Source organism: Legionella sp. W10-070 (assembly GCF_900640175.1).
GTDB lineage: Bacteria > Pseudomonadota > Gammaproteobacteria > Legionellales > Legionellaceae > Tatlockia.
In genome coordinates, this window is record NZ_CAAAJC010000003.1 from 37,474 (window position 1) to 58,474 (window position 21,001).

Below are 21,001 nucleotides of genomic sequence, written 5' to 3' on the forward strand. Positions count from 1 at the left end.
TAATCATTAAAAAACAATTTTAAAAGGTAGGTTGTTTAAACAACAAAATTGATCACCGGTTCGACAATCTATTATTTGTCAAAGCAACATTGCTTTTAATAATACTATTGAACAAAGCGACAATTTCTGCTTAATATGAATATTCTGTAGCAACGGAAAATTAAGGATGAGCCATGCCAATGCCATTGAAGGCCTTACGTTATGGCCAATTAAAATTCATAACTGCCGGCGATGCGGTAGACAAATCAGGCCATGACGTTTTAAGGGTCGAATTTGAAGATACTGATGGCAAAACCAAGAGTGGCTTTTTTAAGCCTCTAGACCCCACTTACCCTCCCCTGTTAGCAAAATATGCCGTTGCCATCAGTGTTGCCATTCGTCTTTCATTGGGTGATCGCGCTGCTGAAGACAGACTGGTTTTTAATGACCGTGGGGAAATTAAAGGGACAGTTTCCGTTAGTCTAGCAAACTATAAACCGCTTGCCAGCTATTATCAATCACTACCCTCTGATGAAAAGATAAAAGAGGAGGTTTGCCCCTCGGTAGAAACCTTGCTTCTATATAATGTTGCAGAATTACTAGTCGCTGCCTGGCGTTATAAATGCGATGATCGGCACCCAGGCAACTTTAGCCTTTTTGGCTTAATCGATTGGGACATGGCCTTATATCATTACACCTGCATTATAAAAGGAGAACGTTTGGTAGATGGTATAACCAAACGGCTTCCTGAAAAAGACATGAAACTGACTTCCAAAGCATTGGATAATTTCCCTAACATCGAGGGAATAACCCACTTTCCTACCAAAAGTGTACCAGGAAATTTTAATGTTTTTAAAGCGTTCCAATCCTATAAAGCATTTCAAGACCTGGCTGCAAATCAGACACTGATAACCGATGAAGAAGAAATTTCCTTTCAGGAGCAATTTTTTTCCGCCTTGCTAAAAGAACTGCTTACCCATGATCCCAAAATGCTTTATCAGCGATTAAAAGACTATACCGGCGAGGAATTGCCTCTTGATTACCTCTCTCTGGAAGAAGAAAAGCATAAAAAATTAGCAGAAAAATACCCGCATTTATTTAATGAGCAAACCAACTCCGAACCCTTCATTAACCACATCATGGCAATTTTTGAACAAGAATATAGAGAGTTATACAATTCGGCAACCTATTATCCAGGGTGCAAAAAAAATGACTGGGGTATTTCTGTGGTTGGTTTTAGCCGCTTTTTACGTAACAAACCATCTGCCTACCGTAAAATAATTGACTGGGCAACCAATCAAAATAAAAGAATGGAAGAAAGCTGGTCTGCTTATCAATCCCAAGCGCTGATAGCCGACGAACATTCAACCAGAAGAGCACCCGATGCTTACGCAGTAGCCCCTGAAGGGCGCTACAAGTTAGAATACATGGAAAAAAGCTATCATAAAATATGGCGTGACTCCCATAAGCCTACAATTACCTTTATTATAGCGGAAATCAAGATATTGGCACGAGAACTGGCTAACGAATTGCGCTCCAATCCCTTGCCTCCCTTAGCTTTTAGAGAATCCCTGGATCTTGAAGAGAGTTCAAGTATCGATTCCTGGCAGATCTTGGGGGAGCAAAAACCGATTATTGAATCAGAACATGTGGATTGTGAAGAAGATAACAGGTTAAAACAAGCACTGATTGCCTTGGAGGAATTCATTTCCGAGCTCGAAAGCAGTGATAAAGCGTACTGGGAGGTCAAATTAGAGAATCTTAGCTCAGAACATAGCCAAGCTTTCTGCCACAAAATATCAGAATTAATCCGTAATGCCGAGGTTGATATCCTGGATTCTTTGAAGGGAACCAGTTGGGAAGAAAGCTTTAACACCTATATTACCAGATTACAAGAATTATACTTGGGTTTCCATTTTAGACGCCACCTAATATCAAAGGATGTCGTCTTAAGTAAAAACGCAGAACGAGAATATACTACCCTACTGGCTCGTAATCATACGGATATAGAAATTGTTAATGCCTGCCTGCAAGCTTTATTTGATTGGGCAAATACATTGGAATCTGGTGCGCTTAATGATCTTATCCTTGATACCATCAAAAACTGTTATGAACCAAGTTCATGGAATTTTACAGCCAAAAGATACCGTGCTGAAGTAATTGTAAGTTACTTAAAGAAAACGACTGATGATAACACCAACCGCCTGGCTGCCATTTTTAGTGAAGGCAATACAGAAAGCACCTCTTTGAATACTTTATTGATCAGCAAATTAATTCCCCTGATGCTGGATAGCACGAAGGCTCAAGAGAATCAAAATTTACTGAGCGTTTCCTATGCTGTGGAACGTAATTATTTTAATTGTGCTAACTATGCCAAGAAAGCCCAGGAGTTCGCACGCAATGAACTACAATTTAAGCATGTTCATTCCAAAACCAAACTGAATGAATTTAGCAACATACTGTTTCTTTGGGCAAGCAAACTGGAAAGAGAACCACTAAAAAAAATAATCCTTCAAGCATTAGCTCAGTATGAACCCTACGGCTTTAATTGGTTTATCCGCAAAACAAGAGGGCCTGAAATAAAAAAACTTCTGCAGGCATCTCCTGCTCATTCAAATGAGAAATTGCTGGCCCTGATTTTTTCCGATGGTGGAAACGAAGAAAATTCTTTAAACACTATTTTACTAACGCTGATTATTAATACCATGAAAAAAGAGATTAGTACTGATCGATGTGGCCTCTCTAAGATATCGGAGTGCCCCAATAAGGAAGTGCTGCAGGGTTACAAGCAATCCCAATACTTTCTGACAGATGCAGGATTTTTCTACTACAATAAATTGACTGGCCAATGCGCTCTGATAACCACTAACCGAGAACAGATGAAACAATTAAAGGAATATTTCCAGAAACCTAAAAGAATCGGGCAATTATCAGATGAAAATACAAGAATGATAACATCAATTACAGGCCACTCCCTTCCGGACGTTAGCATGATTTTGGAAATCAACGATCATCACATTAAGGAATATGGTGCCCGATTGAAAGAATACACCAAACCAATCACGCTGGCTACAAACGTAAAGGGTTATCAGTGGGCCTAGTGCTGCGGAACTTGCGCCCTGCTAATTTCTGAGTCAGCATATCTCTAAATAAGGTTTCAAGCTCAGAAAAAAGTGCTTCCATTGCCTTTGTATTGTATTGCCCGTTCTCAGCCGCTTTTTGCAATGCTTGCAGCTCTTCAGCAATAAAAGCAACGCTATCTTGCCAATATTTATCCTGCAAATCGTTTGCCTGGCTATTGGCAATACTAAGCAGATCGGCTACCTGAATTTGCAACGCCTCAAATTTTTTCTGATCATTATCATCCTTATCCTCCGTCGCTGTATCCGGTTTATGCCAGGCATCATATAAAAGCTTAAGTGCCAATATGGCCAACGGCAACATAATCACCAACCCTAACATCAGACCCCCATTGGCTGTAGCAGCCGAATCATCTACAGCATGCAACCTTGATGAAGAAGTATTGCAATGCCCGGAAGGCAAGGCGCTTGGCATTTCAGGCGCGCTGGTTAACGAAGAAGAAGACCAAAACTGCAGAGAGGGTGCCAGTTGACTAACAGGAGTAGCTCTCCGGGTAAAATCATCAACCTCCTCATGAAGATTTCTGCTCTCCTTAACAGGCTCATCAGAAATCTCCAAGAGTATCGGCTCTGGTATCGCTAATCCTTTAAACTGATGCTGGCGACCAATCCAGGCATGCATCGAGTCCATTAACTGCTGCACCAACTCCTGTGTGGCACTGACTAATGCCAGTTGTCTGGCCTCATTGACTTGTTGTGATAAATGAGTAGTCACCTGATTGATTTGTTGCAACAGCTCCTTACCAGCCAGATGCAAGTCTGCTGGCGTCGCCTTAAAACGAGCGAGGTTATCCTGATTAATGATAAAGTTGTCAATTTGCACTTGCTTGTTTGTAAGCAGCTTTTCCCACCAGCGTAAATCCTGTTTGTCCTGGATAGATTGATGATAACGCCGGGCATTGGCTTCTAATACTTCAATCACGTTTTGCTGTGAATGATGAATAAATCCTTCAATGCTTTTTAGCAATTGAAGCATTTGCTCACGGAATTGAATTAAAGTAAAAACCTCACCAGCCTGTTCAAACAACTGTACTAATTGCTCAAGAATTTCCTGAAAACTTAGTATTTCCTGTAAATCCACAAGACTATTGCTATAAGCAGTTCGTACCTCCTCAGGTAATTGATCGACAAATTTAAATTGCTCGCAGGTGGCTAAAATTTCAGCGGATAATTCAAGCGTTGCAAATTTACCGCTTTTAGCCTGCACCACATCACTCACACTTAGCCTGCCGCAGGCTTTGGCAGCCAAAGTAGGAAAATCTGACCTGGACTCTGATTGTTGCTCTGAGGCAAATTTTTCCCAATAGGGATGTGGGTTGACTAACTTGTCTGCCAAGGCAAAATGAAGAACCGTGTGCCTTAATTCAGCCACATGGTTTAATTGCTGCTTTACCCGTAGAATTCTTACTTTTAACTGTTGAGAATCAATTTTATGCTCTATTGCCTGTTGATGCTTTTCAATAGCCATTCTGCAATCTGCCAGGAAAAGACGGTCACTGCCAACCGTAGGGGGGGTGAATATCTCTACCGCTCTTAAGTAATTTTGCAATAATTGCAATTGTTTTCCCACATACTCTGCATTTTCAATCATGGAGAGATGCTTTACCATCCGAACCACATCAAGCAGGACATAATTTATCGGCTGATTCAGGTGAGATGCAGATAAATGACGGTTACGGAGAATTAAATAATCCCCAATCACCCGCGTTAGAGTACTTAGCTCCTGCCAGCTTAATCGTTCATTATTGATTAAATCAATATGGAAGTTATCTTCAGTTAGCTCTTGTTTAGGTTTATATTCTGGGTAAAAAATCCACGAGTTCTGGTTAACATTCTCCAAGGCAGCATCCAACTGCGGCAGAAACCAACTGTTAGCGGTTTCCAATAGCTCGGGATCCAGGCCTGAAACAGCCCTGGCGGATAATACCCTTATTCTGAATTGCAGTTCTTCTGCCGTATAACAGGCTTCATTGTGCAGTGGCCGAGAAAAAAAGCCAAAGCGCGATGTTGGCGGCATGGAACGGTAGTCAACGTGATGGTATATACTGCGCATAAACTCCCCTGTTAGTCCTTTTCAGTGTAAAGCTTATATGGCCAATATACTTCAAATAACAACAAGCTTGAAACCTCTATCCTCAATATACAGGCAATCCATTTATTTATCGGCTATAAATAGATAATCATACCATTGAAAATAGGGTCATTAGGGCCTGTTCGCGATTCTATTAAACAAAATATCATTTACCCCATTTTCAATGGTATGATTCCTGAAAAATTTTTATTGTAACGATTTGTATGCGTGATTATTTAAAAACTCTGCCTCAGTTTATCCTACCCAAAGGTCGATTAACTCATTTGGCTGGCATATTTGCCAATGTGCGTACGCCTGCCATTAAGAATTTCTTAATTCGCCATTTCATCAGACAATATGGCGTTAATATGCAGGAAGCCAGGGAAGAAACCCCTGAAAACTATGCTTGTTTTAACGATTTTTTTATCCGCCAGTTAAAGCCGGAATGCAGGCCCTTGGCCAACGCAGATATTATTTCGCCTGTGGACGGTTTTATCAGTGAATTCGGTGCAATAAAAGAAGGCCAGATAGTCCAGGCTAAAAAACATAATTATACTGTTGAAGAACTATTGGCTTGCAATAAGGCATTAAGTAAACAATTTATTGATGGCTGCTTTGCGACCCTTTACCTGTCTCCCAAAGATTACCACCGCATTCATATGCCGATTGCTGCGACTTTAAGAGAACTAATTTATGTGCCAGGCAAATTATTTTCTGTGCAACCTTCAACCGTTCGCGTCATTCCCATGCTGTTTGCACGCAATGAGCGATTAGTCGCCTTATTTGACACTGAAGCCGGTTTAATGGCGATGGTTCTGGTTGGCGCAACCATCGTCGGTGCCATTGGCACCCGCTGGCATGGCGACATCAAACGCTCAGCTAAAAAGCAAGCCTATTATATCGACCCCAAGGAGTCCGCAAATACTATTTTGCAAGGTGAGGAAATGGGTTATTTCAAGCTAGGCTCCACCGTGATCCTGTTGTTTGCTGAGGGTAATCAAATTCATTGGCATGATGACTTATACCCGGGCCAAAGTATCCGTTATGGTCAGGCACTGGCTGAACTTATAAAGTAGCTCGTTGATCGAGAACCTGATCTTCACCCATTGTAGATGTCACGACCACCTCTGCAACAACGGGTTTGATATCCGCTATCCTTTCTTCAAGAATACATTGGATAGTGTCCGATGATCTCAACGTCTCATCAGAGTATTCCATTAGTTTTTTAATATCAGGGCTAGTCATTTCCTTAATAGCATCCCCCAGTTTTTTCATAGCCTCCCTGTCTTCCACCAATAGATTTAACCGGGTAATTAGAGCCATTGCTTCCTGTTCAACTAAACTGTCTGTCGTTACCTCAGGTAATTCTTCTGCTTTTTTGTGGATTGCTTCCCATTTACCAGATACTTTCTCTCTAACAGTATCTTTGCTGGAAACAATCTCTTTTTCGATGCTGACTTTTGGCGCTTGTTCTCTTTGATAAGCCTGAGCAATTGCCATTTGGAATTTCTTATGATCTTCTGGAGGAATTACAATAATTTGCTCCTTATTAATGGCAGGAGTCACACCAAACAGCGCTGTTGCCAGTTTAACCTGCTCTTCGGTTTTGGCAACGATACGAAGAGCCAGGACATCATTGGATCGCCATGCGAAACCTAGTTCAGCCCGCGCCTCAGGACGTTTATCCTGATTGAATAAAGAAACAATATAAGGAAAGGTTTCGTATTGATAAGTTGGCTTAACAAGTAAGGATTCCCGCTTCTGATTGTATACTGACTCGGCAGTAACCATTAATTTTTGTAATTGTCCCTCACTTAATTTACAGCTTAAACCCTTCTCATTGGAAACAACATCAAGACCAAGTTTTCTTAATCCAGGAGCAACCGTCTTGTTGGTTGTCATCAAGGTGTAAGTACCGTCTTCATTTTTTTGCAGCTGGAAAGGTATCCTGCCCGTCGGTGGATCAAAGCGCATTGTGTTAAGGAAAGCTTTTCCGTCATGCGACATCACCGAGGTTGGCGAAAAAATTTTCTCTAACTTATCAAGTAAGTCAATTTCACTTTTATGCAACAGGGCGCGTTGTGCAAATACCCTTAAAATATTGGCATTACTTTTAGCAGCAGTGGCAGCCATATCATCAATAAACGCTATATATTGATTAAGTTCATCATTTGGCATGCCATGCTTTATTGCATCATTAATTAAATCAATTTTGACCTCGGTAAAATAGAGGTCAAATGGCTGTAATTTTCCCGTGCTAATTTGCATGATATAGGTGTCAATTAATGCTTCTTTCACTCCACCTTCTTGATAGGTTTCCCTAATCCTGCTTAAACGACCCAGTAAATCATCGGGAGACGGTGTATTTTTTTGAATATTATGCAATCCTTCACGTAACTCGGGAGGATAGCTCTTAATTAACTCTTCGCTGGGATTTTCACCGGTAATCATTTTTCTTAACAGATGTACACCAATCATCCGGTCAGACAGAGTGGTATCGTAGAATACGCTGTAATTTCGATACATGCCATGACGGGCTTGCCCCAAAAAGGAAGAACCTCTGAAAATAGCGGGCGCTTTAGCGTATTTGTCTTCAAATGAAAAATCATCCTGTAAAGAGGAGCTTACACCGCTTCCTTCATAGGGTTTGCCATAATCGAAACCATAGAATTGTCCATTGGCAAATCCTTTGTTCTGCGCCTCCTTGCCCATGCCATCTCTATCACCGACAGCGATACCAAAAATTAAATTTTTACCCAGGCCAGGAATGACTTTGGCCCGTTTAACCAGCGCATCCTTATCCTCAACAAGAATACCATTATAATCAGGCTCACCCCCCTCATGCAGGAATTCTTTTAATACATGCAAGCCATTTTGCCAGCCACAGGCTAACATGGAGTGAAGTCCTTTATCCCCCCGTACCCATACTAAATTTTGACGCTGATTATGAGGACTAAAAATCCTGGCCAGTCGGGTGCCGACATATTCCCTCATAGCCTCTTTATTCGCCTTCATTCGGTCTTTTTGGCCTTCCGCATAATCCAGTTTATATAGCCAGGAGCTTAGTTTTTCATTTTTTTCAATACCATTTTTGACCTCTTTGCAAAGCCACTTAATACGATTATCAAGCTCCTTTTCGCGATGAGAACCCTTTACATAAGCATTAACAAAAGTCGAAAAAATCTGTTGTTTTCTTTCTAATCCTTCAATTTTAAGCCCTTCTCTCAATTGTGTGAGGTTTCTTCTTTCTTCCCCAGACATTTTTTTGTTAAAAAGAGCCTCATCCAATTTTTCCTCGGATAAAATTTTCTCTAATTCTGTAAAAAAGGCCTCATTTAAGTCAACCGCTCTAAATCCTGGTTCCACGCCACTGCTTTTTTCCGCAAAACAAAATTGCCTCGCACCAAACATGGTGCCTACACGAGTTAATTCTTTTTGGCTGCGTAAATTGGTCAGATCCACCCGATCTGTTGCTTCCTTTCCTATTGAGTTAACCGAAGGACTTACAGTCAATTGGACTATTTTCTTACTCCCTACTACGGGGGTACTTTGTGATGTTTTAGTCGACTCAACCCTGGTTTTCCTGACTGGAGGCAACAAAGTTTCCTCACTCTTTTTAGTGCTTACGCCTAACCTGTCATTGAGCATCCGCATCAATAAGCCATCTTTTTTTAAATGGTATCGTTGCTCATTATCGAGTTCTATCCCAAACTGCTCTTCGCAAAACTTCTTGATGAATTTTCCCAGGCCACTATTTGAACCGCCCAGGGTTTTTAAAATTGCGGCGTATTCAGCTGCAAACGCATCTACAAGCGCAAGGATTTTCGCATCTGAAGATAAATCATTATCGTTAATTACTGCCCTTATATTTTTACCTAGATTCTCAAGGCTCTCGGTGCGTGCTGTTTTTGGTTCAGCAGCAGTCCATGCTTTAATTACCCTATTGTAGTCTTCCTTGAAATTATTGCTGGTGATCACTGACTTTGTTTTATTACCGCCCTTTAGTAATCCCATATAATCTTTCATGTAGTCATCACTTAGTTCGTACTTTTTCCCTTCCGAGAGCTTCACCATATCAGGCTTAATTTTCATTGCCTCGAAATAGTCTCGGTCAATTACCAAATCACTCAGTAATAAGTCGTAAGTAGCGTCTCTTAAATCCTCTGATCTTGTTGGCGTTCCGGTAAAGCGAGTCCAGTTTGCATTGGCTATTACCCCCCCATTTGGAAATCCAGGGGCTGTTAATAAGCCTTTAAGCGCACGATAACCACAACTCCAACCATCCCTTTGCAAATTATCCGAGTTCACATTAACCGTCTTTGTCGTAGCAGCAGGGAAGGCACTATAATGACCGTCTGTGTAATTAATCGCATTCCTTAAAATGTTTTGCTCATCCCCTGAAAGCGGCATGGAGTCCTGATAATTTATGGTAACTGAATTGCTTGTTGGATCAACGTTCACCATCGCATAAGTCCAGTGAGAGCCTTGACTGCGCAATGAACCCGTGCTGCCTTTATTGATGATTAACGGAATTGAGTAAGGCGCGGTCTCGTCAGCGTGCTTTACTCTCTCAAAATGCAATATCATCCCGATATCTTTCTCAGTTAACCGGGTAATATGTGTTCTATCCTTAACCCCCAGCTTAATAAGCAAACGCTCTATATCGACTTCGCCAAGCCATTCGCTTGGACCTAACTTATTACCCAACAATTTTTCTGCGATACCTAAATTGCTGCTTTGGGCATGCAAGTCACGTAAAGAGCGCGATCCAAGCTGCTGACTAAGAACCAGGCCCTCTAGAATTGCGCCTTTTTCATTAAATGAGGTAGCGATTGGTGGGTTATCACCGGTAAGCACGACTAATTTATCTAACAAGCCCTCTAAGGTTTTAAATTGCCCAGCATAATCTCTGCGGGTTTCCTGATTACTACTGCCAATTGCATCGAGGTTTAAACCGTCATGGCCTAATTTATGGAAAAAGTTAATAGCCGTAGTTAAATTGGCATAATTGCCCATGTTATTTAGCCAAACTGGGTCAAAGCGTCCTTTAAATTTTTCACTTAGATAAAGTTCAATAATGCGCTTTATTTTATCTTCAGCTAACGCTTTAGTAACTTCACTTACAGGTACCATGTCATCTTCCTTATTTATTGATAATCAGGATGTAAAGCGAAAAATGGAGGCTTAACATCCCCCTAAATTTATAGGCTTATAACCCCACCTTATTCCCTTAAGGCTGATTATTTAAAGTATAGTATTTATAATTAAATACAGTGCAATTAGATTTTTTTTTGAATCAATTGTTTGTTTATAAATCCGAATTTTGATATAATGGTGCGTTCTTTTGGTTAAAATTAAAACGTCAGTTCGGATAAGAAACTCAGCCTGACATTACTCTAATGGGCTGACATCCAACGTTAAAAAGGTATCGTTTTATGGGAAATAAGGAAACTGACAACGAATCTTCATCTTATATCCTCTTTCCAGTCAAACAAAAGGATAGGCAACCGATTTACTATGTCAGTGACTATTCTGAGGCGTTGGCGGATTCTGTCTATAAAGGCTATCGATGCGAATTAAGAAATAATCAAACCATCCTCACCCCCAGCCAGGTTAAGAAAGAAGAGGTCCACATCGATTCAACAAAGCCGGTGGCAATAAAGTTTTATGAGAAAGGAAAGCACCCATCTCCCTACCAATTTTATGACTCTGAAATAGCCATCCTTAATCTGGCCGGTCAAAAGGTGCTCATCATGGATTTCATTGATGGTTTCCATATCCACCCGGATGCCAAAGATAATCCGCAATTGAGGCAGTTAACCTTTTCCCAGGCTGTAAACATCGCCTGGCAACTGATCATTGAGCTCAATCGCAGACATTATAACAATAGTAATGGCCCTGCTGTTGTTCATGGTGACATCAAGGGAACCAACCTTAAAATAAGAATGTCGCCAACTGGTGAAAAATGCAAAATCGACATCTTCTACCTTGACGGTGACTATGCTAAACCGATAACAAACCGGTCGCAATGCGCTCAAGGAACCCTTGAGCACCTCGCCATTGAACTCCTGGATGGTCATTACTCGGAAAGCAGCGATTTTTTCGCGTTAAGCCCTATCCTGCTCAGTCTCTTTGGCGCCCGCAATCCTTTGCAGGAAATTATTGCCTTCAGAAACGCCCATCCTGACATGGATAATGCGCAACTGGTCAAAAAATACCGTGACCTTGGTTTTTGCAGCGAGGGACTATTTGAGCATTTTGCCAAGAAACCCGAACCCTTCATTTGCAACCTAATCAAAGAATTTATTCTGCAAATGGGAGCAAAATACAAGGAAGACCGCCCTGCTCCAGCGGCGATATTGGAGTTTTTTACCGCACTCAGGCAGCTATCGTTAATTGATGAATCAGCGAAAGATAACGAATTTTATCTCTTGCGCTTACAGGTAGCTGTCCAAAATGAAAATTGGCTAACCGAACAAAAATATATCAATCTATTTCTCAGAGCAGACCTGGCTTTACAAGAGCGATTAATGGCTTTAATGCACCGCAATCAACGTTTGCATTTGTATACAATCGTGTTGGATAACCCGGCAGCGTCCTCTCTGGTTAACAGGCTCAGAAAAAGTATCGCAAGCGACCTCCGAGAATTAACAGATACGTTTCAACCACCCTCTTTATTGAGTTCACTTTTTTCTTCCCCCGTCACTAAAAAAGAACTTGAGTGGTTACTCAATTGCTATGAACAAAATAATAAGGAAGCGTTCTATTCTCCGACAAATGAAAAAATGAGATTAAAATTGATGAGTTGCAAGGAAAAAAATACAGCGCCTCTGATTTTGGCAGTCACAGCGGAGTTTACTCACTCAGCACAACTAGCTCATTATAAGCTCAAGCAAATAAGCTAAGCACTGGAGTTATTTTTTGGTCAGACTATCTACTAAGTACTTGTTAGTACCATCCCTATGATAGTGACGGTAGAATGTTTTTAATTTACTCTTATATTCAGATGCTGGATATACCTCATTAGACCAAGGATCGCATATCACTGCATTTGTTCCCCAAGAAGTTATATCATTCAAATTGCTCTTAAGATCCCTATCGATAACCCAAAATACATGGTCCCCCTTCTCGCCATCAATTTCAATAATTTCGGCATTTATTGAGCAAACCTGATTGGTTGTTAATAAATAATCCATTGCTTGAAATGCAAGCTCGTGGCAATTGCCCAGAGAATACTTACTACTAACGATTACCGTTTTTTCGTAATCATAAATATCATCTGGCAACAGTCTGTGAGGATCAGAAAAAGTTTGCGATATCAAAGCACGCATTTGCTTAAGTACGGCATTATTTAAGGCTTCAAAATATTCAACAGGAAGAGCATTGTTCTCAATCTGAGAGCAACCATGAACAATTTGAGTTCTAGCATAATCTTTTGCAAGATTACCTAGCTTTAGATTTGATTCTAGTATATTCATCTACTTATTATAGACAAACTTCAACACCTTTCCTTATATAAAATAAGGCTCAACTATTTCCCTAAATCAAAACAGAATGATAGATTGAGTTCTAATATCCGGGATAATATCCTGCTATGATGATTCAATGCAAAAGGAACTGCCATGCTAAGCCCAAGAGAGGTCAGAACAACCGAGGATGCAAAACGAATAGTCGAAGAACGCAACCTTAGCCATGTCAAGGTTGGGATTTTTGATATCGATGGCGTAATGCTCGGTAAGTATATGAGCCGTAATAAATTCTTCTCCGCTCTGGACGACGGCTTTGCCTTTTGTGATGTTATTTTGGGCTGGGACTCTAAAGACAAGCTCTATGATAATACCAAATACACCGGCTGGCATACTGGTTATCCTGACACGCCGGTGCGTATTCTGCCTCAAAGCTGTCGTGAACTAATTTTTGAAGATAATCAACTGTTGTTTATGGCTGAATTTGCCGGGGCTGCTGAGGCATTATGTCCTCGTGCCTTACTGCGTCGAATGATTGAAAAAGCAGCCCTAATGGGTTTTGAAGCCTATGCCGCCCTGGAATATGAATTCTTCCTATTTGATGAAACGCCAGACAGTGTGCGCGCCAAGGGTTTTCGCAACCTGAAGCCCATCACTCCCGATTTCTTTGGCTACTCAATCATCCGCAATACCGTACACGCTGATTTATATCATCAAATTCTCAATATGGCTGAAGCAATGGATTTTCCTATTGAAGGATTGCATGCGGAAACAGGGCCTGGTGTACTTGAGGCGGCCATTGCAGTGGATAAAGCCGAGGCAGCGGCAGATAAAGCGGCGCTGTTTAAAACCTTTATGAAGATCCTTGCCCAGCGGAATAATACCATGGCCACCTTTATGGCTAAATGGTCACCCCATTATCCTGGACAAAGCGGCCATATCCATCTTTCCTTACGCCATCTGAACGATGCAAGCTCGGCGTTCCATGATCCATCCATGACCCATAATATGAGTAAAATCCAGCGTCATTTCCTGGCTGGGCAACAAAAACTGATGCCCGAATTCTTAGCTATGGTTTCGCCAACGATAAACAGTTACACAAGGCTTATTCCCGGTTTCTGGGCACCCACAGACGCAACCTGGGGAGTTGAAAACCGTACAACAGCATTGCGGGTTATTCCCGGCAGCAATAAGTCTCAACGAATTGAATACCGCCTTGGTTCTGCAGATGCCAATCCTTATCTGGCTCTGGCCGCAGCCTTAGGCTCGGGTTTGTATGGTATTGAGCATGAATTGGAACCAGAGCCGGAAGTCAAAGGCAACGCCTATCAGCAGCAGCATCAACAATTGGCTCTGCCGCGCACCCTATGGGAAGCAGCACAACGTTTGAAAGCATCAAAGGCTGCATGCACTTTATTTGGTGATGAATTTGTTGAACATTTTACAGCCTCACGTGAATGGGAGGAGCGGGAATTTCGCCGTCACATTACCGATTGGGAACTTGATCGCTACTTTGAAATTATTTAACTGGGGCTAAAATGAATACTATGTTAAAAACTTACTCCCCCATTGACAACTCTCTCTACGTTGAGCGCCCCTTTGCCACTGCCGCAGAAATTCAATCGGCTCTCGATAAAGCCCATCATGCGCAAAAATCATGGCGACTCACAACCATTGCCAAGCGGGAGAAATTTTGTACCGCTGCTATTGAAATACTCGTTGCCAATAAGAAAGCCATTGCCGAAGAAATTTGCTGGCAGATAGGAAGACCCATTTCTCAAGCACCAAAGGAAATAGCGGGGCTGGAAGAGCGTGCCCGTTACATGATTGCTGCAGCCAGTAGCGCCCTGGCTACCATCGAGTTACCTGAGGAAACTGGTTTTTTACGTTATATCAAGCGAGAACCTCTAGGGGTCGCTTTGGTGATTGCACCCTGGAATTACCCCTACCTTACAGCGGTAAATGCCCTCATTCCTGCGATTATGGCCGGTAATGCGGTCATCCTTAAACACTCAACCCAAACCCCACTGGTGGCAGAACGTTTCGCCCAAGCCTTTGCCCAGGTGGGACTGCCAGAAGGGGTTTTCCAATATTTACATCTTACCCATGCGGACACAGAGACCATCATCCAATCACCCCAAATTAACTACGTCGCTTTTACCGGCTCTGTCGCCGGAGGCGAAATGATTGAGCAAACGGCAGCAGGACGTTTTATTAATGTCGGTCTGGAACTCGGCGGCAAGGATCCTGCCTATGTACGGGCTGATGCCAATCTTGAGCATGCGGTGGAAAGCACCATCGATGGTGCTTTCTTTAATTCCGGTCAATCTTGTTGTGGTATAGAGCGTATCTATGTTCATCAGGATGTCTATGAATCCTTTGTTAGCAAGGCTGTGGCTCTGGTTAAGCAATATAAACTTGGTCGACCTGACTCCCCTGAAACCACACTGGGGCCACTTGTTCGCGCATCTGCCGCAGAATTTGTTCGTTCGCAAATTAAAGAGGCGGTTGCACAGGGTGCTGTAGCGCATATTGACAGACAAGATTTTGCAATGGATGCCCCTGGCTCTCCTTACATGGCACCGCAAATTTTAACCCGGGTAAACCATCGAATGCGCGTGATGACAGAAGAATCCTTTGGCCCTGTTGTAGGCATCATGGCTGTCGCTGACGACAATGAAGCAGTAACGTTAATGAATGACAGCGTTTATGGATTAACTGCTGCTGTTTTTACCCGGGATATTGAGGCAGGAATAGCCATCGGTGAACAGTTGCACACGGGTACTTTTTTTATCAATCGTTGCGATTACCTTGATCCTGCATTAGCCTGGACAGGGGTAAAAAACTCCGGACGTGGCTGTAGCTTATCCTCACTGGGGTATCAAATGCTTACCAGACCCAAATCTTTCCATCTAAAAACGACGATTTAAAGGAATCCAGCACCATGAGCATGTCATCATTGAGGGCTAACTGGAATTATCCTACCTCCATACGAGTAGGAGCGGGGCGTGCCGGTGAACTTGCGGCGGCCTGTACAGAACTGGGTATTCAATCGCCTCTTTTGGTTACTGACCCCGCCTTGACCACTTTACCCATGGTCGAGACAGCCCGGCAATCTTGCCTCGACGCGGGTTTGTCTATTGCCTTATTCTGCCAAATCAAAGCAAATCCTACGGATAAAAACGTGGCAGACGGTGTCAGCGCCTACCGTTGCGGCAAACATGACGGGGTCATTGCTTTTGGAGGTGGTTCCGCTTTGGATGCTGCCAAAGCGATCGCCCTGATGGTTGGACAAGACCGTCCTTTATGGGATTTTGAAGATATTGGTGATAATTGGCAACGAGCCAATACTGCAGGTATCGCACCTATCGTTGCCTTGCCCACCACCGCAGGTACCGGCTCTGAGGTTGGGCGTGCGTCGGTCATTACTGATACAAAACAGCAGGTTAAAAAGATTATCTTTCATCCCAAGATGCTGCCCAACATTGTCATCCTAGACCCAGAACTCACACTTGGGCTGCCACCCCATATTACCGCTGCAACTGGCATGGATGCGCTGTCTCATAACCTGGAAGCCTATTGTGCCAGTAATTACCATCCGATGGCAGAGAGTATTGCCCTTGAAGGAATAAGGTTAATCAAGACCTATTTGCCTCATGCCGTGCATGAAGGAAAAGATCCGCTGGCCCGAACCCAGATGCTTGTCGCCTCTGCCATGGGAGCAACGGCATTTCAGCGTGGCCTAGGTGCCATGCACGCCCTGGCTCATCCTCTGGGAGCTCTCTATGACACCCATCACGGCCGCCTAAATGCCATTTTGATGCCTTACGTCCTGGAAGCCAATCGCCCGGCTATTGAAGACAAGATTGCAAGACTTGCTGATTATCTGCAAATTGATAACGGCTTTGATGGCTTTCTCAACTGGATTTTAAAGCTACGTTCTGACTTGGGCATCGAACACAGGTTAACAGAGATAGGTATTGACGAGCGCCAGGCAGAACGCATCGCCAAAATGGCCGTTGAAGATCCTTCCTCATCAGGGAATCCCATCCTGTTTGATGAGCTACAATATAAAAATATCCTAATCGCTTCACTAAATGGCAAAATGCAGCATCAGCCAGAAAGCCAATTACAAAAGCAATAGCGGATTGAGCAGGAAAAATCGCCATGAATATTGGAATTTTGCTTTGTGATCATCTGGGAGAGCAATTTAGTACAGAACATGGCCAGTATCCTGACATGTTTGCCAGCCTTCTCCATCAAGCCGATCCTGGCTTAACCTTTTCAGTTTATCATGCCCTGGAAAATAAATTGCCCAATCATATTGATGCCGCAGAAGCTTACCTGATTACCGGTAGCCGCCATGGCGTGAACGAGGGTTTCCCATGGATTAGCAACCTGGAAGCGTTCATTCTCGAATTGCATATGGCACAGAAAAAAATGCTCGGAATATGCTTTGGTCATCAGCTTATCGCCAAAGCACTTGGAGGCAAAGTCGTTATGGCGGCAAAGGGTTGGGGGGTTGGAATGTCAATCAATAAGATTACCGGGAAAAAACCATGGATGACTCCCGAACAGGAAGAGCTTAACCTGCTGGTTAGCCACCGGGAACAAGTAGTTGAATTGCCTTTGGGCGCTGAAGTTCTTGCCAGCAGCGACTTCTGTCCATTTTATATGATGCAGATTGGCAATCATTTTCTCACCATCCAGGGACATCCGGAATTTAGTAAGGCCTATTCTCAGGCACTCATCGAAGATCGAAGAAATATTCTTGGTAAAGAAGTTTCAGAACAGGGGTTAATGTCATTGGAACTTAAGGCAGATGATGGTTTATTTGCCAAGTGGATGGTCAATTTTTTGCGTAATCACAGAGCGACCATATAAAATAATGAAACAACCGTCCCTATTTAACAACCTTAATTTAAAGATTATTGTTAAGCACACAAATGATATATTTGAAAAATGTTATCTCTGTATCCGTAAGCCTGCTTCAATTAAAAAGCAGGCTTACGCTAAATTTTAGATAACTTTTGCAAGCCCTGGGACAGCTTTCTCTATATTTTCTATTACCCTTGTCGGAGCTTGGGTTTTGGCTTTTGAGCTCCATGAGAAACGATGCATATTCAGGGCGTCAATTAAACCACTTTCTTTCGCCAATTGTTTGTATGATGTTTGTTTTAGTTCCTCATCACCCATAAATATTGACATTGTCCGCACGTTAAGTAAGGCAGTCTCAAGCGCTTTGATTTTATCGCCTGCAAAAAAAGTAAAGGGGCTTTTTAGCCTTTTTAATTCAATGCTTGCAAGTTTAACAAGATTATTATAATTATCATTTTCAGAAATGGAATCCAGAGACGGATTGGCTGCCCTTACATTTTTTGCTTCTTCTGCTCTCTTTTTAATGTCACACATCAACGGAGCTGGATCATCGATTTTTTTGAAATGAACTGATTTTCCATTATCCAGCTCAATAGAACCTTCAGCAGGTAAACCAATCATCGGCAATTTTTGTTTATCTTCTGTCGTCGTTTTTTATATTTTACAAGAATGCCATCCTTCATAACTAGCGCATCAATATGAAGGTTTGTTAACTTTTCTTTTAATTCTTCAAAGCTATTAGATTGCTATTTTATAAACTTCATCAAACATAAATAATCACCAAAAATGCAATGTGGTTTAAATTTTATCATTAAACCGTCTGTAATGGAATCTTTATAAGACGAACCAGGGTCTGTCGACATTTATTTTAGCCAAAGTGCGGTGGCAATAAAGAAACGATAAAAAGAGTGAAACTTAAGATCTTTGTCATGCTCCCTGAGAGCCTTTCGATGAGATTTTGGCGGTATGATCGCAAAAGCATTCATGTTTATGGAGGCGTTGATAATGTAATCCACATCACAACTTTATTGCGAGTATAGCGGTAGTCGTTTTTCCTTCAAGCAATGTCAGTGCTTGTGTAAATCTGGAGTTTGTCCCGGCGGCGGTGAGGATGAATTTAAAGGGATACCTAGTGCGTCAGGCAATGGGTGTATTTTGGCCTTTTAAAAGCTCCATCAGCACAAACTGACAGAGCGTTTAAAATTACCAGCTTCTTACTTAGCAGCTTCAGCTTTCTTTTCTTTTACTTTGGCAATCACTGCTTCAGCTACATTGCTTGGACAAGGAGCATAGTGAGAAAACTCCATTGAGAATTGACCACGACCAGAGGTAAGGGTACGCAAGGTACTGATGTATCCAAACATCTCTGAAAGGGGAACATCGGCCTTAATGCGAACGCCAGCTGCACTGGGTTCCTGGCCAGAGATCATGCCGCGGCGACGGTTTAAGTCACCAATCACATTACCTACATCATCTTCCGTACTATAAACGTCAACCTTCATGATTGGTTCAAGCAATTGCGGACCAGCTTTTGGTATGGATTGACGAAAAGCGCCTTTTGCAGCAATTTCAAACGCAATCGCTGAGGAGTCAACGGCATGGTAAGCACCGTCGGTAAGGTTAACTACAACATCCAATACAGGGAAACCGGCTAAAGTACCTGTGCCCATCATTGAACGGAAACCTTTCTCAATCGCCGGAAAGAATTCTTTAGGGACATTTCCACCCACAACCGAGGTGATGAAGGTAAATCCCGAATTTGGCTCGCCCGGTTCAATAGTGTAGTCAATTTTTCCATATTGACCAGCACCACCCGATTGTTTCTTGTGTGTATAGCTGTCCTGAATCGATTTGGTTATGGTTTCACGGTAAGCAACCTGCGGTTGGCCTACTAATAATTCAACATCGTAAGTACGTTTCAGAATATCCACTTTAATGTCAAGATGTAATTCACCCATACCACGAAGAATAGTTTCACCTGAGTCTTCATCGGTTTCAACCCTGAACGTTGGATCTTCTGCAATCATCTTGCCAATAGCAATACTCATTTTTTCAGTAGAGCCCTTATCTTTGGGCGCGACCGCAATAGAGATGACTGGCTCAGGGAAAACCATCGCTTCAAGTGTACACTCGTGATCAGGATGGCAAAGCGTATGGCCGGTGCGAACGTTTTTCATACCTATGATAGCTATAATGTCGCCTGCTTGAGCGCTTTGCAATTCATTGCGCTCATTTGCCTGCATCTCAACCATGCGGCCGACACGCTCAGTTTTACCGGTAACGGAGTTAAGGATAGTATCACCTTTATTTAGTCTGCCTGAATATATACGTACGAAGGTTAAAGCACCAAAACGGTCATCCATGATTTTAAATGCCAAGGCGCGAAATGGCTCATCAGGAGAAACGATAGCGAATTCACCGTTTGGCTCACCTTCAGCAGTGGTCAACGGTTGTGGGTTAACCTCATGGGGAGCTGGCAAATAGTCAACCACCGCATCCAATAATAGCTGCATCCCTTTGTTTTTAAAGGCTGAACCGCAATAAGTTGGGAAGAAGGCCAATTCAAGGGTACCTTTACGGATACAACGCTTGATTTCTTCTATTGATGGCTCCTCGCCATCTAAATAAGCCATCAGCAAATCATCATCCATTTCAAGTGCCGTTTCAATTAATTGCCCGCGGTACATTTCAACATCGTCAAGCATATCGGCTGGTACATCAGTAATAGTGTAATTTTCTGGCTGGCCAGTTTCGTCCCAAACATAGGCTTTACGGGTTAATAAGTCGACAACCCCGACGAAATTGTCTTCAATGCCAATTGGCAAAGTCATAATTAAAGGATTTGCACCCAATACTTTTTTAATTTGCTCAGTGACCTTCAAGAAGTTCGCGCCGATACGGTCAAGTTTGTTGACGAAAATCAAACGAGATACTTTTGAATTGTTCGCATAGCGCCAGTTGGTTTCTGACTGAGGTTCAACGCCCCCAGAACCACAGAACACCCCGATGCCGCCATCAAGCACCTTCAGTGAACGATATACCTCTACAGTGAAGTCAACGTGTCCTGGGGTATCGATTACGTTGAAGCGAGTACCTTTCCAGAAGCAACTTACTGCTGCTGACTGGATGGTAATCCCTCGCTCCGCTTCCTGTTCCATGAAATCGGTTGTTGATTCACCCTCGTGAACCTCACCCATTTTGTGGATTTTACCGGTGAGCTTAAGGATACGTTCTGTAGTGGTGGTTTTCCCGGCATCTACGTGGGCGAAGATACCAATGTTTCTGTAAAGGTTTAAGTCAGTCATAGTGCTCTTACTAAAATTAAATGAATAAAAAATTGTCACGCATTGTACAGTATTTTATCCGAATTTGCAGCAGAATTTGTTCGATATGTAATGGTTTTTAGGTTGGAACGCTTGCAGGATGCCATTAACCCACCCGGATGGGTTTGAGTATAGTTATAAATT

The 21,001-nt window shown here is 42.5% G+C and carries 12 protein-coding genes; 7 read left to right on the plus strand and 5 right to left on the minus strand.

Features of this window, described 5'->3' with window-relative positions:
* Window positions 1-173: 173 nt before the first annotated feature.
* Window positions 174-3,080, plus strand: a complete 2,907-nt coding sequence (locus E1O65_RS01965; RefSeq protein ID WP_133131920.1) for a hypothetical protein — start codon at window positions 174-176, stop codon at window positions 3,078-3,080.
* Here E1O65_RS01965 and E1O65_RS01970 read toward each other — a convergent pair.
* Complete coding sequence (locus tag E1O65_RS01970; RefSeq protein WP_133131921.1) at window positions 3,049-5,172, minus strand: hypothetical protein; 2,124 nt, start codon at window positions 5,170-5,172, stop codon at window positions 3,049-3,051. The genes E1O65_RS01965 and E1O65_RS01970 overlap by 32 nt on opposite strands.
* 242 nt (window positions 5,173-5,414) lie before the next feature.
* On the opposite strand from E1O65_RS01970, the gene asd reads away from it, so the two are divergent.
* Window positions 5,415-6,266 (plus strand): archaetidylserine decarboxylase, encoded by an 852-nt coding sequence (gene asd / locus E1O65_RS01975; RefSeq protein ID WP_133131922.1) that lies wholly within the window; start codon window positions 5,415-5,417, stop codon window positions 6,264-6,266.
* On the opposite strand, the gene E1O65_RS01980 is transcribed toward asd, so the two are convergent.
* Entirely contained in the window at window positions 6,256-10,323 is a 4,068-nt protein-coding gene (locus E1O65_RS01980) for a hypothetical protein (protein ID WP_133131923.1), read from the minus strand. The two genes, asd and E1O65_RS01980, sit on opposite strands and share 11 nt — an antisense overlap.
* Window positions 10,324-10,625: 302 nt before the next feature.
* On the opposite strand from E1O65_RS01980, the gene E1O65_RS01985 reads away from it, so the two are divergent.
* Window positions 10,626-12,095 carry a serine/threonine protein kinase gene (locus tag E1O65_RS01985; protein WP_133131924.1) on the plus strand — a complete coding sequence of 490 codons (1,470 nt, stop codon included), beginning with the start codon at window positions 10,626-10,628 and terminating at the stop codon, window positions 12,093-12,095.
* A 9-nt stretch (window positions 12,096-12,104) separates the two neighbouring features.
* Here the strand turns inward: E1O65_RS01985 and E1O65_RS01990 are convergent, their stop codons facing one another.
* The gene (locus tag E1O65_RS01990) at window positions 12,105-12,668 is read right to left on the minus strand and encodes a hypothetical protein (protein WP_133131925.1); all 564 of its coding nucleotides are present in this window, start codon (window positions 12,666-12,668) and stop codon (window positions 12,105-12,107) included.
* A 144-nt stretch (window positions 12,669-12,812) separates the two neighbouring features.
* On the opposite strand from E1O65_RS01990, the gene E1O65_RS01995 reads away from it, so the two are divergent.
* From E1O65_RS01995 to E1O65_RS02010, 4 genes are read left to right on the plus strand one after another with little or no spacing between them, the layout of a single operon-like run.
* On the plus strand, window positions 12,813-14,183 hold the full coding sequence (locus E1O65_RS01995) for a glutamine synthetase (protein ID WP_133131926.1): 1,371 nt from the start codon (window positions 12,813-12,815) through the stop codon (window positions 14,181-14,183).
* A gap of 11 nt (window positions 14,184-14,194) precedes the next feature.
* Window positions 14,195-15,586, plus strand: coding sequence for an aldehyde dehydrogenase family protein (locus tag E1O65_RS02000; protein WP_133131927.1), 1,392 nt, complete (start codon window positions 14,195-14,197; stop codon window positions 15,584-15,586).
* Window positions 15,587-15,600: 14 nt separating this feature from the next.
* Entirely contained in the window at window positions 15,601-16,800 is a 1,200-nt protein-coding gene (locus tag E1O65_RS02005; RefSeq protein ID WP_133131928.1) for an iron-containing alcohol dehydrogenase, read from the plus strand.
* Window positions 16,801-16,823: 23 nt separating this feature from the next.
* Window positions 16,824-17,540, plus strand: a complete 717-nt coding sequence (locus tag E1O65_RS02010) for a GMP synthase (RefSeq protein ID WP_133131929.1) — start codon at window positions 16,824-16,826, stop codon at window positions 17,538-17,540.
* Window positions 17,541-17,675: 135 nt separating this feature from the next.
* On the opposite strand, the gene E1O65_RS02015 is transcribed toward E1O65_RS02010, so the two are convergent.
* Together E1O65_RS02015 and fusA are read right to left on the minus strand one after the other, a co-directional pair.
* Window positions 17,676-18,155 (minus strand): hypothetical protein, encoded by a 480-nt coding sequence (locus tag E1O65_RS02015; protein WP_133131930.1) that lies wholly within the window; start codon window positions 18,153-18,155, stop codon window positions 17,676-17,678.
* A gap of 593 nt (window positions 18,156-18,748) precedes the next feature.
* Window positions 18,749-20,839, minus strand: a complete 2,091-nt coding sequence (gene fusA / locus E1O65_RS02020; protein WP_133131931.1) for an elongation factor G — start codon at window positions 20,837-20,839, stop codon at window positions 18,749-18,751.
* Window positions 20,840-21,001: the final 162 nt, after the last annotated feature.